Origin of the sequence: Candidatus Pelagibacter sp. HIMB1623 (assembly GCF_052047695.1) — a bacterium.
In the GTDB taxonomy this organism is placed as follows: domain Bacteria; phylum Pseudomonadota; class Alphaproteobacteria; order Pelagibacterales; family Pelagibacteraceae; genus Pelagibacter.
Window position 1 is genome coordinate 348319 of sequence record NZ_JBNAJN010000013.1, and the last position, 16929, is coordinate 365247.

Sequence of the window (16929 nt, forward strand, 5' to 3'; positions counted from 1 at the left end):
TTATATAAATATTTTTGAGAAGTTTTTTCGTTCTCTATTTTTCCACTCACCTTTATGGTAAGCATCACTAGCTATTAGTGGCAATACACTTGTTGCTTCAGCAAATACCATTTGTTCTTTAGTAATATCTACCTTACCCCAAGAACTTGCTTCTTTTAAAGTAGAGCTACTGCACGCACCATCTCTACTATCAGCAACTGTAATCTGTACAGCATACTTATGCATATCTACATTTTTACCAAGAAGCTCAGCACAAATAACAGTGTCTTGGATAAAATTTTTAGGAACTCCTCCACCAATCATAAATAAACCAGAACCTTTTGATTTGATTTTAATTTCTGTAAGTTCTCTAAATTCTCTAACAGAGTCTATAGTCATATGTTTTTTGGGATTTTTTTCTTGATGCATTACAAGGCCAAAGCCTGCACTTGAGTCTGTGAAAGCAGGACAAAATATAGGAACATTATTATCGAAAGCTGTTTCAATTAAAGAGTCTTTCTTTTTTGAATTTTTCTTTAAATATTTCCCCATTTCAAAAATAAATTCTCTTGATGTATAACTTCTTGGTTCTAATGTATCTGCTATCTCACAAATAATTTTATCACACATTTGAAGCTCTTCTTCATCAATATAAGTGTCGTAAATTCTATCTATATAATTATCTCTTAATTCAGTATCATCTTGAAATTGAGATCCTTGATAATGTTTAAATCCAAGCGCTTCAAAAAAATCCATATCTACAATTGATGCTCCTGTTGCTACAATTGCATCAACCATATTATATTTAACTAGATCTTTATAAATATTCATACACCCCGCTGCAGATGTTGATCCTGCTAAAGTAAGAAAGATTGTGCATTCCTTATCTTTAAGCATTTCATTATAAATGTTTGCTGCATTTGCTGTTTCTCTAGATACAAATGACATTTTTTCCATTGAGGAAATAATTGTTCTAGAATCAAATGAAGTAATATCTATATGTTCAACAGGATTTTTTAAAAAATCTCTTTTACTGTTATGTCCTGGATTTTTTTGGTCTGACATTAAGCAACCATATGAGCGCTGTTAACGTCTTTTTCATACATTGACATTATTGGTTTATCTTCAACTTCATAAATTTCATCTGAATAGTAACCATTGAATTGTGTTCTAAACGTTAATCCATATGCTCCAAGTTGACCAAGCTCAATGTAATCATTTTCCTTAATATTATTTGGTAATATAAAAGGTCCTTTCATATAATCCATGCTATCGCAAGTAGGACCAAAGAAATCAAAAGCAGTCAATTTTTTTGAAATTATTTTATTAGAATTTTCTTTAATCATTTTAGATGGATAAACTATGTTAGGAGTCCCTGCATCAAATAGGGTTCCATATGTTCCATCGTTTATATAAAGTTTTTGTTTCTTTCTCAGATTAACTTTAACAATTGTTGAGCCACTTTCTGCAACCAATGCTCTTCCTGGTTCACAAATTATTTCTGGCAACTTCTCTAATTTTAAATTAGACAAACTTTTTTTAATTTCACCGAAGTATTCATCTAGTGATTGAGGAATTAAATCTGGATAAATAGTTGGAAATCCTCCACCAACATTTATTGTATCAGGTATTATTTTTGTTTTTTTAATTATATTCCCAATCTCATTTATACCTTTAGCGTATGAAATAGGATGCATACACTGCGATCCAACATGGAAACTTAATCCAATTTTTTTTGCATATTGTTTTACTAATCTTAGCAATCCTACAGCTTCAGATGTTAGTGCTCCAAATTTTTTAGATAAATCAATTTCAGCATGCTCATTTGAAACAGCAACTCTTACAAATAATTCTAAATCTTTTGCGTTATTAGTGCTTTCAATAATTTTGATTAACTCTTCTTTTGTATCTAATGAGAAAGTTTTTACACCATAATTAAAATAGGCTTCTTTTATACTTTCTCTACTTTTTACAGTATGCATGTAAGAGCATTTTGCATTTTGAGTTAGTTTTCTTATAGCCTTAATCTCCTCAATTGAGGCTACATCGAATTGGTTTACACCAGTATTTAAAATTGTTTGAATAACTTCAGGGTGTGGGTTTGTTTTGACTGCATATAATATTTTTCCAGGGAACTTATCTAAGAAAAATTTAACTGAAGACTCTATAGATTTCTTCCTAATACAATAAACAGGCTTTTCTGGTTTCAGTTGATTTATAAGTTCTTCAACTGACTTAAATTTTTGCATTTCATATGCCTCCAAAAAAAATTTAATAAAAAAAAGTTTTTAATAAAACTTTAATATTTTGAGCCATATAATGTAAACACAGGCAATGTAAAGCAAATAATTCAAGGCTGATTTGCACTATTTTCATATATTGTAATATTAGATTATGACCCCATATAAGGTTTATGAAAAACGAAGCCAAATTACAAAATCTAAGTGATTTCGAAAATAAGTCACTTTTAATAGTAGATGATGACAATCCTTTTAGAGAAAGATTGGCACGAGCTATGGAAAAAAAGGGATTTGAAGTTTTTCAAGCTGAGAGTGTACAAAAAGGAGTTGAATCTGTTAAAAATAAAAAACCAGGTTTTGCAGTTGTAGACTTGAGACTTGGTGACGGTAATGGTCTTGAGGTTGTAAAAGAAATCCAATCTTCAAATAATGATAGTCGAATTATAATGCTAACTGGCTATGGAAATATTCCTACAGCAGTTGCAGCTATTAAAGAAGGTGCAATAGATTACTTAGCTAAACCAGCAGATGCAGAGGATGTAGAAAAAGCATTGTTGGCAGATCCAGCTAAAAAAGCTGCGCCACCAGAAAATCCAATGTCAGCAGATAGAGTAAAATGGGAACATATTCACAGAGTTTTTGAATTATGTAATAGGAACGTTTCTGAAACAGCTCGAAGATTGAAAATGCATAGAAGAACTCTTCAAAGAATTCTTTCTAAAAGATCTCCTAGATAATATTTCTAATTTTAATTATTTGTTTAGTAACTAAAGTTAAAATAATAATTTTAAATAATTCTGCTAATAAAAATGGTTTTGCACCTAGTGAAAATATTGGTTTATCCCAACCAATTAGAGTACCCAGCCAAATTAAACCCAAAATATAGATAGTAGAAGTTGCAATAACTAATTTAGTTAAAATATTTATAAAATTATCTTTTGCACTAATTTTTGAAGCTAAATAACAAGCAGTCAAAAAACCAATTAAATAACCCATGGTAGGTCCTGTGAAATAAACTATACCAATTCCTTTTTCTGGAGAATTTGAAAATACAGGTAATCCTGCAATACCTTCTAATAAATATAAACCTACAGAAGCTAAACCAATTTTATAACCTAAACTTACACCCAAGAATAATACAACAAATGTCTGCATTGTCATTGGAACTGGATAAAATGGAATTTTAATTTTTGCAGATATAGTTAAGGCAATTGAGCCCAGGATCACGGCTAACAAAGATTTTATGATTTTTGTTTGTGTTAAGTTTTTTGTAAGTTCCATATCAAAATAATACTCAAAATATAAAAAATAATCTAGCTATATTAGCTTTAAGATTTAAATTTATTTTTTTGTATACAGAAATTGTTTGCAATGTAATATTTATTAATCCTCATGAATAAAATACAAAAAACAGATCATTTTTATTTAATTGATGGATCTGGTTATATTTTTAGAGCTTATTATGCCTTACCACCATTAACTAGAAAAAGTGATGGATTGCCTACAGGTGCTGTAAGTGGTTTTTGCAGCATGTTGTTTAAATTATTAGAAGATTCAAAATCTGATCAAAACCTACAAAAACCAACCCATTTTGCGGTAATTTTTGATTCTGCCAGAAAGACTTTTAGAAATGAAATTTATAGCGATTATAAAGCCAATCGTTCAGAAGCCCCTGATGATTTGGCACCTCAGTTTGAGTATATTAGAAAATCAGTTTTAGCATTTAACTTACCATCTGTGGATTTACCAAATTATGAAGCTGACGATCTCATAGCCACATATGTTGATCAAATTCTTAAAAAAGGGGCTAAAGTTACGATCGTTTCATCAGATAAAGATTTAATGCAACTTTATAAAAAAGGTGTTCGAATTTTTGACCCTATGAAAAATAAATTTATCACAGAGGATGATGTGATTAAAAAGTTTGGTGTTGACGCTTCAAAAGTTATAGATGTTCAATCTTTAGCAGGAGATAGTAGTGACAACGTACCAGGTGTTCCAGGAATAGGAGTGAAAACAGCTGCAGAACTAATTAATAAATATGGAACTCTAGAAAAATTATTAGACTCTGCCCATGAGATTAAACAGAATAAAAGAAGAGAAACTTTAATAGAGAATAAAGATAAAGCTTTAATTAGTAAAAAACTTGTAACTTTAGATAATAAATCTCCCGTAAATAAAAATTTAACAGAATTCAAACTAAAAGAGGTTGATAAAGATAAACTGTATAAATTTTTAAGAGAAATGGAATTTAATAGATTGTTAAGTTCTGCAATTTCAGCTTACGGGGAACCAAAATTATCTGGGTCTGAAAACAATTTAAAATCTACTGAAAAACAAAAACCAATAAATAATAAAGATTATCATCTAATTACTGATATTGATGAAATTGATAAGTGGATAGAAGAAGCTGAGGAAGTAGGAGAAGTTGCAGTTGATACAGAAACGAGCTCGTTAGATCCACATCAGGCTGATTTAGTTGGAATTTCGCTTTGTTCAAAAATTGGAAAAGCTTGTTATATCCCAGTTGGTCATAAATCTCAGGAATGTTTAAATAAAGAGAGTGTTATCAATAAATTGAAAAATTTATTAGAGGATCCAAGTGTTAAAAAAATTGGTCAAAATATTAAATTTGATTTTATAGTTTTTTATAAACTTGGCATTTCACTTTCATCGATGGAAGATACTATGCTTATGTCTTATGTTTTAGATGCAGGAAAAAATAGACACAACATGGATACTCTTTCAGATATTCATCTAGGGCATAAAACAATTTCGTTTAAAGAAATTGTTGGTACTGGCAAAAAAGAAATAAATTTTAGTGAAGTAGAATTAGAAACAGCAAAAAATTATGCTGCGGAAGACGCTGATGTTACTTTTAGATTATATAAAAAATTTATCAAAAGCTTAAAATCCGAAAAATTGTTTAATATTTATGAGATTTTTGAAAAACCACTAATTAAAATACTCGCATTTATGGAAATACAGGGCGTTGAGGTAGATAGTAAATTTTTAAATTCTCTTTCTTCTAAATTTGATAAAAAAATAAAAAAGATTGAAAAAGAAGTTTTTAAAATTTCAAAGAAAGAATTTAATATTGCTTCACCAAAACAATTAGGAGAAATCATATATAACGATCTTAAGATTGCGGGAACCAAAAAAACAAAAAAGGGAAGTTTTGCAACAAGCGCAAGTGTTTTAGAGGATTTAGCATTTAAAGGTCATGAGTTTCCAAAACTAGTATTAGATTGGAGACAGGTTTCCAAATTAAAAAATACTTATTCAGATGCTTTACCAGAGCATATTAATCCCAATACAAAAAGGGTTCACACATCTTTTTTATTGGCAGCAACAACAACAGGTAGATTAGCATCAAGTGATCCAAATTTACAAAATATTCCAATTAAATCTGAGGATGGAAAGGATATAAGAAAGGCATTTAAGGCTAAAAAAGATCATTTGTTAATATCTGCAGATTATAATCAAATTGAAATGAGAATTTTAGCAGATCTTGCTGATGTAAAGGAATTAAAAAAAGCATTTAAAAATGATGAAGATATTCATTCATTAACAGCTAGTCAGATATTTAATATTGATATCAAAAAAGTAAATCAAGATCATAGAAGAAAAGCAAAAGCAATAAACTTTGGAATAATTTATGGTATTTCTCAATATGGATTAGCTAAACAAATAAATGTTTCAAATTATGAAGCTGAAGAATTTCTTAATTCTTATTTTGCTAAATTTCCTGAAATTAAAGTTTATATGGATAGCACAATTAAGTTTTGTAGAAAAAGTGGCTATGTAAACAATATATTTGGGAGAAGATCTCATTTTAATGGAATCAATGATAAAAATTTTAATGTTAGAAATTTTCAAGAAAGGGCAGCAATCAATGCTCCAATTCAGGGATCAGCATCAGAAGTCATGAGATTAGCAATGATTAGATTAGACAAAAAATTAAATGAACAAAAAAATTTGAAATCAAAAATGCTTCTCCAGATTCATGATGAACTTATTTTTGAAGTCCCAAAAAAAGAAGAAAAGGTAATGGTCAAGTTAATTCAGAATGAGATGACTAGTGTTACTCAAAGCGATTATCACTCTTTTTCTACACCTTTAACAGTTGATGTTAATGTTGGTGATAATTGGGGAATGCTTCACTAATTATATTCAATTGCCTAATTTAGAACAATTTAATATTTTTATATAAATTATAAAAATGCAAAAACAAACTATAGCTCTAATTGATGACGACAGAAATATACTAACTAGTCTTAGTATTGCTTTAGAAAAAGAGGGTTTCAAGGTTCAAACATATATTGATGGAGAGAGTGCATTAATCGGTCTTACTAGAATGCCACCTGACTTGGCAGTTGTTGATATCAAAATGCCAAAAATGGATGGAGAAGAATTACTTAAAAAATTAAGAAAAAAAACTTCACTTCCTGTAATATTTTTGACGTCCAAAGATGATGAAATTGATGAATTACTAGGATTAAAATTAGGTGCGGATGATTTTGTAAAAAAATCAGGAGGTTTTTCAATTAAAGTTTTAATTGAGAGAATAAGAGTTCAACTAAGAAAAAAAGATTCAAATAATGCTTTAGAAGAAAGTAAAAGTTTAATTTCTCATGGAAGATTAAAATTAGATCCATCCCAACTTGAATGTGAGTGGAATGGAAAACAATTACCAGATAAATTAACAACTACTGAGTTTTTAATTGTAAAAGAACTTGCCAAAAGACCTGGAATAATTAAAGAAAGAGCTCAGTTGATGGATATTGCTTATAGGGAAGATACCGATATTGAGGACCGAACTATTGATAGTCACGTCAAAAGAATAAGAAAGAAATTCAAAAAAGTAGATCCTGATTTTTCAGCTATTGAAACTAGATATGGTAGTGGATATAGATGGAATGTTAGCTGATGTTTAGTAAATACTTAAAGACACTTTCTATACTTAAAAAATTTCTATTTATAAACTTTGTAATATTTACGATTATAGGTTTATTCACACTTATTTATCTTACTAACATTGAACCAAGTTTATTAAAAAAAAAATCTGAAGATCATATTAATATTATTAACAACACGACTGATAATATTAAAAGGTTAAGTATAAAATTTCAGGAAAATGATATAAGAAAATTTTTATTTTCTACAAGATTTATTTTTCAAAATTTAGATAGAGTTATTTTTTTTAACAACCAATTAGAATTAATTGGTGATACTGACACTTTAGATCTTGATCCAAGATCTTTTTCAACACGTTTAGATAAAATTGAATTTGAAAGTTTAAATAAAGAAGTTACAGATGATAAAAATGAGGAAAATAAATCTATAAAAAATAATGAAAAAAAATCTTCATTTAAAACTTTATTAGAAAATTATTCTAATTCAAATAATTATGGAAATTATTATACTTTTACAGAAGATAATCTAAATCAATTTAAAGTTTTAACAGTTAAAAATGTAAAAAGTGATGATAAGAATTTAGGCTTTATAGTTATCTCAGAAAATGCAAATGAAATTAAAACAGCAATAGATGAGAGAAGAGCTTTTGTAATTAGAACAGCCATATCTGTTGGTTTTGTAATATTGGTTTTTTCTTTTGTACTTAGCAGATATTTTATCAAACCAATTCAAAACCTAGTTGGATACACAATAAAAGTTAAAGAAAAAAATCCTGGTAAAACAGGAATTGAAAATTTGAAGAATAGAAATGATGAATTAGGACTACTATCTAACTCAATGGAGGATATGACTAACGAATTACAAAAACGAATTTCTCATGCAGAAAATTTTTCAACAGATTTAGTACATGAAATACGAAATCCACTAGCTTCTTTAAAAAGTGCATCAGAAATTTTAAAAGATACAAAAGATATAAATCAAAGAACTAAACTTTTGGACATTCTTACACATGATGTGCAAAGAATTGAAAGATTAATTACAGATTATTCACAAATGTTGAAAGATGAAGTTGCTTTAAGCAAAGAGCAAATGAAAAAATTAGATATACAACCAATTATCCAATCTGTAGTTGATGATTACAATAATATTTATAAATTTAAAAAAAATGTAAGTATAAACTATCAAAATGATGGAAAGTCAGACTACATGATTAATGGAATAGAAAATAGGATTGAGCAAATCATTGCAAATTTATTAGATAATTCTATTTCATTTAGCAATGAGGGCAGCGAGGTAATTGTAAACGTATCAAATGGATTAGAAAAAAAGGTTATAGTTAAAATTTTAGATGAGGGGCAAGGATTTAAAGAGAAAGATACTTCAAAAATTTTTAATCGTTTTTACAGTAATAGACCAGAAAATTTTGGAGAGCATTCAGGATTAGGTCTTAATATTGTTAAAAATTTAGTTGAGCTGCATGATGGGAATATTGAAGCATCCAACAGACCAGACAAACAAGGAGCATTGATAGAAATACAATTTCCCAGTATATAAACTTTAGTTGATAAAATATAACTTAGCTATATAAAGCCCGTTATGGATGATTTTAAAGTAAAAGATATTTCTCAGGCTGAATTTGGAAGAAAAGAAATTTCTATTGCAGAGAGCGAAATGCCTGGTTTAATGGCATTGAGAGAAGAGTATTCTAAAGAAAAACCTTTAAAAGGTGCTAGAATTATTGGATGTCTTCATATGACAATCCAAACAGCAGTGCTAATTGAAACATTAGTAGATCTTGGAGCAGAAGTAAGATGGTCATCTTGTAATATATTTTCCACACAAGATCATGCAGCTGCAGCAATAGCAAAAGCTGGTATTCCTGTTTATGCATGGAAAGGTGAAACCGAAGAAGAGTACTTGTGGTGTATTAAACAAACGATAGTTGGAAAACCTGATTGGAAACCCAACATGTTGTTAGATGATGGGGGAGACTTAACCGCTATCATGCACAATGAATACAAAGATTTAATGAAAGATATAAAAGGTGTTTCCGAGGAGACTACAACTGGAATTAAAGCTTTAAATAAAATGGAGAAAGACAATTCTCTGTTAGTTCCTGCAATAAACGTTAATGACTCGGTCACTAAATCTAAATTTGATAACTTATATGGATGTAGAGAAAGTTTAGTTGACGGTATCAGAAGAGCTACCGATGTTATGATGTCGGGTAAAATTGCAATAGTTGCTGGTTTTGGTGACGTTGGAAAAGGAAGTGCTGCATCTTTAAGACAAAGTGGAGCTAGAGTTCTTGTTACTGAAGCAGATCCCATTTGTGCACTTCAGGCAGCTATGGAAGGTTATGAAGTAGTTTTAATGGAAGAAGCTATTAGTAGAGCAGACATTGTAGTTACAGCAACAGGTAATAAAGATATTGTTACTGCTGATCACATGAGAGACATGAAAGATAGAGCAATTTTATGTAATATTGGACATTTTGATAATGAAATTCAGGTTGAGGCTTTAAGAAATTATAAATGGACTGAAGTTAAACCCCAGGTTCATGAAATTGAATTACCAAGTGGAAAAAGAATTATTCTATTAGCTGAAGGAAGATTAGTTAATTTAGGTTGTGCAACTGGTCACCCAAGCTTTGTAATGAGCGCATCTTTCACTAACCAGGTAATTGCCCAAATAGAACTTTGGCATAACCATAAGAATTATGAAAATAAAGTATATGTTTTACCAAAACATTTAGATGAAAAAGTAGCAACATTACATTTGAAAAAAGTTGGAGCAAAATTAACAAAATTATCAAAAGAACAAGCTGATTATATAAGTGTTGGAACAGAAGGCCCATTTAAACCAGATGCCTATCGCTATTAAAAATAGCAAGATTGATATAAGTTCAGAAGAAACAACAAAAGTTTTAGCAGAAAGTTTTCAAAATTTTTTACAAGGTGGAGAAATAATATTTTTATATGGTGAAATGGGTGTAGGTAAAACTACATTTATAAAATATTTGATTAATCAATTTCAGAAAAGTTCAAGTCTTCCAATTTCAGAAGTAGCAAGCCCTACATTTAATTTATTAAATGAATATGAAGTAGGTTCTAAAAAAATAAAACATTATGATTTATTTAGAATTAAAAATAAAGTTGATACAAACGATTTAAACATATTTGAAAAAGATAATAATTTGATTACTCTTGTTGAATGGCCACAATTAATAGAAGATTATCAGGAAAAGGTTATTGAATTAAGATTTAATTATGAAAATGAGTTAAATAATAGAAGTGTTGAAATCACGGGCATTGATTAAAATATCCTAAATGAAAAATTCAAAAAATTTGATTAAAATTAAAGGTGATGCATCAATTAGAACATTTTATCGAAACAAGAAAAATAACTCTATCTTTGTTTATGCTAAAGAAGAGAAAAATAAACATTTACTAGCTTATGATGCGGTTAACAAAATCTTAATAAAAAATAAAATTTTAGCACCTAATCTAATTAGTCATAATTATAAAAAAAACTTTATTGAAATTGAGGATTTTGGGAATGTTTCACTATTTAAAGTTTTAAAAAACAAAAAAAATAAAAAATATTTTTTTTTTAAAAAAATTATTAATCTACTCAATAGTATACAAAGTATTAAAACTAAAAAGATAAAAAACTTTTTAGATAAAAATTACAAACTAGAAACATATAAAAATAAAATCTTATATGATGAAGCTAAACTTTTTAGCGACTGGTATGTTGAAAAAAAATTAAATAAAAAAAAATCTTTATTTAAAAAAGAATTTCGAAATGAGATAAATAAATTATTATCTAAACTAAATAATAAAAATATTACTTTTGTGCATAGAGATTTTCATGTTTCAAATTTAATGTATTTTAATAATCAAATTGCTTTGATTGATAATCAAGATGCTTTGATTGGTAACAAAGCTTATGATTTAGCATCATTAATTGATGATGTCAGATTAAAAACTAATAACAGATTAAAAGATAAGATTTTTACTTACTATATTAGAACAAATAAAAAAATTAATTTAATTAATTTTAAAAAAGACTTTGAAATTCTATCAATACTAAGAAATTTGAAAATTATTGGAATTTTTACAAGGCTTGCTTACAGAGAAAATAAAAAAAAATATACTAAATTAATTCCTTATGCTTGGGAAATGATAGATTACAGATTAAAACAGAATAAGATTTTTAAAGATTTGAAATTGTTATTAAAAAATAATTTTCCAGAATTCATTAATTAAATTATGAAAATAAATACAGCATTAATTTTATGTGCAGGATACGGAAAAAGACTTAATCCAATAACATTAGATGTGCCAAAACCTTTGCTTGAAATTAACAATGTAACAATGTTAGAAAAATGTATCCAATTAATAAAAGATTTGGGAATTAAGAAAATTTTAATAAATACATTTTATTTAAAAGATCATTTTCCAAAATTTTTAAAAAATAAAAATTTTGATATTAATATTGAAATAATAGAGGATGGAAAAGAAATTTTAGATACTGGTGGTGGTATCTTAAATTTAATTAATCATTCAAATGAAAATAATTTTATTATTTTTAATCCTGATACTTTATGGGCAAAGGAACACCTTATTGAAATTGAAGAAATGGAAGAATTTTATTTTAGTAAAAATTTAAATAATATTCTTTTATTAGTTAACAAGAACTTAAGTTTTGATAAAAATTTAAAAGGTGACTTTAATTTAGAAAATAATTTAATTGATAAAGAATTAGATAAAAATTATGTTTACACTGGATGTCAAATACTAAGTAAAAAGCTCTTTTTAAATGAAACTATTAAAAAATTTTCAATTTCTAAAATATGGCACGAATTAATTGATAGTAGAGACCTATATGGTTACGAAAGTAAACAAAATTTTTATCATTTAACTAATTTAGAAATTTTTAAAAAACTAAAAGGTCTTTAGCTCTATTAGAATCTAAATATTTAGCACTTAAAATTTTTTTCTCATTATTCATTTCAATCACTAAAGGATTACCTGTTGGTATTTCTAATTTTGAGATTTCATTATTATTTAGGTTAAATAAATATTTGCAAAGTGCTCTAATAGAATTTCCATGTGCTGATATTAAAATATTTTTATCATTTATGATTTCAATTTTCTCTTTGTAAAAATTTATAACTCTCTCATAGGTGTCTTTAAGAGACTCTGTACTAGGTATTTTATCTTGAGGTATATTTTTATAAATATCTATATTTGAAGGGTGGTAAGGGTTTTCTTTATTGAGAGGATCAGGTCTCAAATCCCACGATCTTCTAAACTGATGAACCTTATCTTCTCCTAATTTTATCTTCATTTCATCCTTGTTAAGTCCAGTAAGTGCCCCATAATGTCTCTCATTTAATTCCCACGCTTCACTAGGTAATTTGTTATCTTTCAATTCTTCCTGAATAATCTTTAATGTATTTTTAGCTCTTAATTGAACAGAGGAGAAATAAAGATCAATAATAAGGTTTTCTTTGTTAATCAATTCAGCTGATTTTTTTGCTTCTGACTTTCCTTTTTCAGATAAATCAACATCAACCCAACCAGTAAATCTATTTTCAAGATTCCACACACTTTGTCCATGTCTTACTAAAATTAAATAACTCATCTCTTTATCTTTATATTCAATTTGATAAATAAAACTATAATATTAATGGTAAATTTCTTTTCTAAATATAAATTTATTTTTTATTTATCAAATTTTTTTTTAGTTATTTTATATTTATTTCCAGGAAGTATTTTTGGTTGTTTTTTATATGATGATTGCAGTTTGCAGCCTCAAATTACTCCAGACTTTATAGTTTCTACAAATCATTTATATGCATTTTTATTACTTTCTATTATTGGTTTTTTTACTTTTAAGAAATGGAATCAATTTTTTCCTTTGAGTATTTACTTAATTTTATTATCAATTTTACTTGAATTAGCTCACTTCATCATTCCAATAAGAAGTTTTGAGTTTTCAGATTTATTTGGCAATCTTATAGGTGTTATTATAGTAGTTATTATAAAATATTTTTTGAAAAAAACTTAATGAGTTCAAATATAAAATATTTTCTTATAGTTTTATTTGTCCTTTCTGGATGCTCATCAATTCCTAAAAATACATCAGACGGTTGTTCAATATTTAATGAAAGATATTTATGGTACAAGCATGCTAAAAAAACTGAGCAAAAGTGGGGTACCCCAGTTTATTTACAACTTGCAATAATCAAAATGGAGTCGAGTTTTGATTGGTTGGCAAAACCTCCAAGACAAAAAATATTTAAAGTTATTCCTTACAAAAGACCTTCAAGTTCATTTGGATACTCGCAAGCAGTGAAAGGCACATGGAAACAATATAAAGATGAAACTGGAAATAAGTTTGCTACAAGAACAAGATTTAAAGATAGTGTTGATTTTATTGGTTGGTACACAAACAAAACTGAAAAAATTTTAAAGGTTTCAAAGAAAGATGCCTTTAAGCAATATATTGCATACCATGAGGGGTGGGGGAACTACAAAAATTATAAAAAAAATAACAAGGTTATCAACTTAGCTAAAAGAGTTGAGAAACAGTCTAATATTTATAAAAAACAATTATTAGATTGTAAAAATCAATTAACTACAAGTAAGTATATTATTTTTTAATTTAATTGTTTTTTCAGCTCTATATCTACAGCATCAATCCGCTTAGTATTTTTCGCTAATGCTAAATACATTGTAGGAGTTACATATAGAGTAAAGAATGTTGATATAATCATTCCACCTAAAATAGTTGCACCAACTGCTAATCTTGACCCTTCTCCAGCACCAGGACCTATATTTCCAATAACCAAAGGTATCATTGCAATCATAGTACTTAATGATGTCATTATAATAGGTCTAATTCTTAGCTGGCAGGCTTTCAACACTGCCTCTTGAATCTTAACACCCGTCGTTCTTATTTGATTAGCATAATCAACAATTAAAATACTATTCTTTGTTGAAATACCAATTAGAATAATCAAGGCAATTTGTGAGAATATATTTACTGAACTATTTAAAAATAAAATAAATACTAAACCACCAAACACAGCCAAAGGAACTGTCAAAATAATTATAAAAGGGTGTACAAAAGAGTTAAATGTTGCTGCCATTACTAAATAAGCAGTCAACAAAGCTAAAGCAAAAATTAAATAAATTTCATTTGTAGTTTCTTTCAATTCTTCTGATTTTCCTTTCCAAGTAATTTGATTTTGAGGTGCAACCTTTATCATTGTCTCTTCTAAATATTTAACAGCTTCAGTTAGAGTATAATTTTCTGATAGTGCAGCTGAAATTGTAACAGCTCTTTGTCTATTGTATCTTGGTAATGCCTCTGCAGTCCCTTTTTCCTCAAATTCAACAAGACTAGCTATTGAAACTAATTTACCAGTTGTTTCAGATCTAACGAATATTTTTGATAACCCATCTTGATCACGTCTATCAGCCAAATATTGTTGTAAAATTATTGGGTATTCTCTTCCTTCTTTGCTAAAAGAAGTAACTCTTTTGCCTCCGTATAGTGTCTCAAGAGTTCTACCTATATTTTCTGTAGATACACCTAGGTCATTAGCTCGATTTTTGTTTGTGATTAATTTTACTTCAGGTTTGTTTTTTGTGTAATCACTTTCAATTCTGAACATATTTCTATTTCTTCTCAATTCTCTTAGAACACTATTTTGAATATCTTCCAATTCTTCATAGCTTGTCCCATAAATAACCATCTGTACTGGTTTGTTATAGTTTGAAACTCTTATTCCTTGTGGGGATATTGGAAAAGCAAAAGTTTCTGGAACTGAAACAACTTGTCCAATAGCTTCTCTTAATACAGTTTGACTATTTTTTTCTCTGTTTTTCCATTCATCAAGTAAAGCAATGATTATAAAAGTGTTATAAGATGTTGCAGATCTTCCAAATCCAGGAACTCTCATAATTAGTCTTTCATATGGGCTATCTTCTGCTTGCAATAATCTTAATATTCTCCCTTCGATTATCTGAGCCTTTTCTTGAGTATATTCAAATGAGCTACCTTCATCTGTTGAACCTATTATTAAATAAGAACCTCTATCCTCCATAGGCAGCAATTCTTTTTTTGAAAAATTAAAAAGATAAGCAGATGCTGCAACGATAAAAATTATAAATATCGAAATAGTTTTTTGTCTATTTATCCAGTACTTAAGTGAATCAATATAAAATTCAGTAAAAGATTTAAATTTATTATTAAATTTTTTAACTAAGAAATTAACTTTTTCTTTTTTATTTAAAAACTTACTTCCAAGCATTGGAGATAGAGTTAATGCAACAAAGGATGATACTACAATTGAAAATGATAGCGCTATTGCAGTCTCTTTAAATAAAGTTCCAGATATCCCTTTAATAAATATAAGCGGCAAGAACACTGCAATTAAAATTAAAGTAGTTGCAATAATAGCAAAAGTAATTTGCTTAGAACCTTTATAAGCAGCAACTAGTGGTGTTTCACCATTTTCTATTCTAGTATAAATAGCATCTGTCATAATTACAGAGTCATCAGTAATTATTCCTATTGCTAAAATAAAACTTAATAATACAAAAATATTTATTGAGAGATCAAAAATGTACAATCCAAGAAATGAACCAATTAAACTAACTGGAAGAGCTACAGCTGGTACAATTACCGCTTTAAGATTTCCAAGAAAAAGATAAATGATTAAAACCACTAAAACAAAAGCAATAATTAAACTTTTATAAACTTCTTCGATTGCAGCCCCAATATAGGTTGCTCTATTAAATGCTATCTCTAAACTTAGTCCATCTGGAAGTGATTTATTTAGTTCTTTTATTTTGGCTTTAATTTGGTTTGATAACTCTACTGTTGAAGCACCACTTTTAGCATAAATACCAATTCCAACAGTTTTTAGGTTTAGTGCATTTTTGCTTTGTGCCTTAAATAAAGTTTTTTCTGAAACTGGTCCAAATTCAATATTTGCTACATCAGAAAGAATTACTACTTTGTCTTTATTTTTTCTAAGAGGAAGTTGCTTTATAGTTTCTATATTTGAATAAGACTTATCTATATTCAAAGTTAAATCTTTATTATTTGCTTCTAATGTGCCAGCTGGAATATTAAGATTTTCATTTCTCAAAGCTCTTTCAACTTCTTGAATTGTAAGGTTATTAGCTGCTAATTTGATAGGGTCTATCCAAACTCTTACACTAAGCTCTCTTAGTCCACCAACTAAAATTCTTCCAACATTTGGAACACTTGAAAAAGCATCTATCAGATATCTCTCAGCATAATCTCCAAGATCAAGATCATCCCATGTAGGAGATGTCAGTGCTATCCACATCGTAGTTGTGAAACCTGCTGCTTGTTTAAGAATTTGGGGTGGATTAGACTCGCTAGGTAAATTGTCAACAACACGAGCAACTCTTTCTCTAATATCATTCGCTGCATCGTCTAAATCAATATCTGTATTAAATTGTATATTAATTCTGCTTCGTCCATTTAAAGAGCTAGAGTCGATGTTTTTAATACCTTCTGCACCGCCTATAACATCTTCAAGTTTTTGAGTTATTTCTTCATCAACAATTTCTGCTGACGCTGATTTATAATCTGTTTGAACTTGAACTACTGGAGGCTGTATTCCATCTGGAAGCTCTCGAACAGGTAGCTCTGCAAAAACAAATATCCCAAAGATAATTAGTATTAAAGACATTACCCAAGCCACAACAGGTCTTTTAATACTAACTTCAGTTATATACAT

The 16929-nt window shown here is 28.2% G+C and carries 15 protein-coding genes; 10 read left to right on the plus strand and 5 right to left on the minus strand.

Annotated features, from left to right (window positions below):
• Both ACTTBN_RS06280 and ACTTBN_RS06285 read right to left on the minus strand, forming a co-directional pair.
• On the minus strand, nucleotides 1-1044 hold the full coding sequence (locus tag ACTTBN_RS06280; protein ID WP_440681554.1) for a 1,9-bis(guanidino)-5-aza-nonane synthase: 1044 nt from the start codon (nucleotides 1042-1044) through the stop codon (nucleotides 1-3).
• A complete protein-coding gene (locus tag ACTTBN_RS06285; protein WP_440681555.1) occupies nucleotides 1044-2228 on the minus strand; it encodes a type III PLP-dependent enzyme in 1185 nt (394 codons plus the stop codon). Before ACTTBN_RS06285 ends, ACTTBN_RS06280 begins: the two co-directional genes overlap by 1 nt.
• Before the next feature lie 164 nt (nucleotides 2229-2392).
• On the opposite strand from ACTTBN_RS06285, the gene ACTTBN_RS06290 reads away from it, so the two are divergent.
• Nucleotides 2393-2956 carry an ActR/PrrA/RegA family redox response regulator transcription factor gene (locus ACTTBN_RS06290; RefSeq protein WP_440681556.1) on the plus strand — a complete coding sequence of 188 codons (564 nt, stop codon included), beginning with the start codon at nucleotides 2393-2395 and terminating at the stop codon, nucleotides 2954-2956.
• Here the strand turns inward: ACTTBN_RS06290 and ACTTBN_RS06295 are convergent.
• Nucleotides 2949-3500, minus strand: a complete 552-nt coding sequence (locus tag ACTTBN_RS06295; protein ID WP_440681557.1) for a biotin transporter BioY — start codon at nucleotides 3498-3500, stop codon at nucleotides 2949-2951. The two genes, ACTTBN_RS06290 and ACTTBN_RS06295, sit on opposite strands and share 8 nt — an antisense overlap.
• A gap of 111 nt (nucleotides 3501-3611) precedes the next feature.
• Here ACTTBN_RS06295 and polA point away from each other — a divergent pair, with 111 nt between their 5' ends.
• From polA to ACTTBN_RS06330, 7 genes are read left to right on the plus strand one after another with little or no spacing between them, the layout of a single operon-like run.
• The gene (polA, locus tag ACTTBN_RS06300; RefSeq protein ID WP_440681558.1) at nucleotides 3612-6386 is read left to right on the plus strand and encodes a DNA polymerase I; all 2775 of its coding nucleotides are present in this window, start codon (nucleotides 3612-3614) and stop codon (nucleotides 6384-6386) included.
• A 55-nt stretch (nucleotides 6387-6441) separates the two neighbouring features.
• The gene (locus tag ACTTBN_RS06305; protein ID WP_440681559.1) at nucleotides 6442-7149 is read left to right on the plus strand and encodes a response regulator transcription factor; all 708 of its coding nucleotides are present in this window, start codon (nucleotides 6442-6444) and stop codon (nucleotides 7147-7149) included.
• Nucleotides 7149-8690, plus strand: coding sequence for a sensor histidine kinase (locus tag ACTTBN_RS06310; RefSeq protein ID WP_440681560.1), 1542 nt, complete (start codon nucleotides 7149-7151; stop codon nucleotides 8688-8690). Before ACTTBN_RS06305 ends, ACTTBN_RS06310 begins: the two co-directional genes overlap by 1 nt.
• Nucleotides 8691-8732: 42 nt before the next feature.
• The gene (gene ahcY, locus ACTTBN_RS06315) at nucleotides 8733-10019 is read left to right on the plus strand and encodes an adenosylhomocysteinase (RefSeq protein WP_440681561.1); all 1287 of its coding nucleotides are present in this window, start codon (nucleotides 8733-8735) and stop codon (nucleotides 10017-10019) included.
• Nucleotides 10003-10455, plus strand: a complete 453-nt coding sequence (tsaE, locus tag ACTTBN_RS06320; RefSeq protein WP_440681562.1) for a tRNA (adenosine(37)-N6)-threonylcarbamoyltransferase complex ATPase subunit type 1 TsaE — start codon at nucleotides 10003-10005, stop codon at nucleotides 10453-10455. The genes ahcY and tsaE overlap by 17 nt, the downstream gene beginning before the upstream one ends.
• 10 nt (nucleotides 10456-10465) lie before the next feature.
• On the plus strand, nucleotides 10466-11407 hold the full coding sequence (locus ACTTBN_RS06325; protein ID WP_440681563.1) for a phosphotransferase: 942 nt from the start codon (nucleotides 10466-10468) through the stop codon (nucleotides 11405-11407).
• A 3-nt stretch (nucleotides 11408-11410) separates the two neighbouring features.
• Nucleotides 11411-12100 (plus strand): sugar phosphate nucleotidyltransferase, encoded by a 690-nt coding sequence (locus tag ACTTBN_RS06330; protein ID WP_440681564.1) that lies wholly within the window; start codon nucleotides 11411-11413, stop codon nucleotides 12098-12100.
• Here ACTTBN_RS06330 and ACTTBN_RS06335 read toward each other — a convergent pair.
• On the minus strand, nucleotides 12078-12788 hold the full coding sequence (locus ACTTBN_RS06335) for a 2,3-bisphosphoglycerate-dependent phosphoglycerate mutase (RefSeq protein WP_440681565.1): 711 nt from the start codon (nucleotides 12786-12788) through the stop codon (nucleotides 12078-12080). The genes ACTTBN_RS06330 and ACTTBN_RS06335 overlap by 23 nt on opposite strands.
• A gap of 45 nt (nucleotides 12789-12833) precedes the next feature.
• Between ACTTBN_RS06335 and ACTTBN_RS06340 the strand changes: the two genes are divergently transcribed.
• The gene (locus ACTTBN_RS06340) at nucleotides 12834-13214 is read left to right on the plus strand and encodes a hypothetical protein (protein WP_440681566.1); all 381 of its coding nucleotides are present in this window, start codon (nucleotides 12834-12836) and stop codon (nucleotides 13212-13214) included.
• Nucleotides 13214-13810, plus strand: coding sequence for a transglycosylase SLT domain-containing protein (locus tag ACTTBN_RS06345; RefSeq protein ID WP_440681567.1), 597 nt, complete (start codon nucleotides 13214-13216; stop codon nucleotides 13808-13810). The genes ACTTBN_RS06340 and ACTTBN_RS06345 overlap by 1 nt, the downstream gene beginning before the upstream one ends.
• On the opposite strand, the gene ACTTBN_RS06350 is transcribed toward ACTTBN_RS06345, so the two are convergent.
• Nucleotides 13807-16929 carry an efflux RND transporter permease subunit gene (locus tag ACTTBN_RS06350; RefSeq protein ID WP_440681568.1) on the minus strand — a complete coding sequence of 1041 codons (3123 nt, stop codon included), beginning with the start codon at nucleotides 16927-16929 and terminating at the stop codon, nucleotides 13807-13809. The two genes, ACTTBN_RS06345 and ACTTBN_RS06350, sit on opposite strands and share 4 nt — an antisense overlap.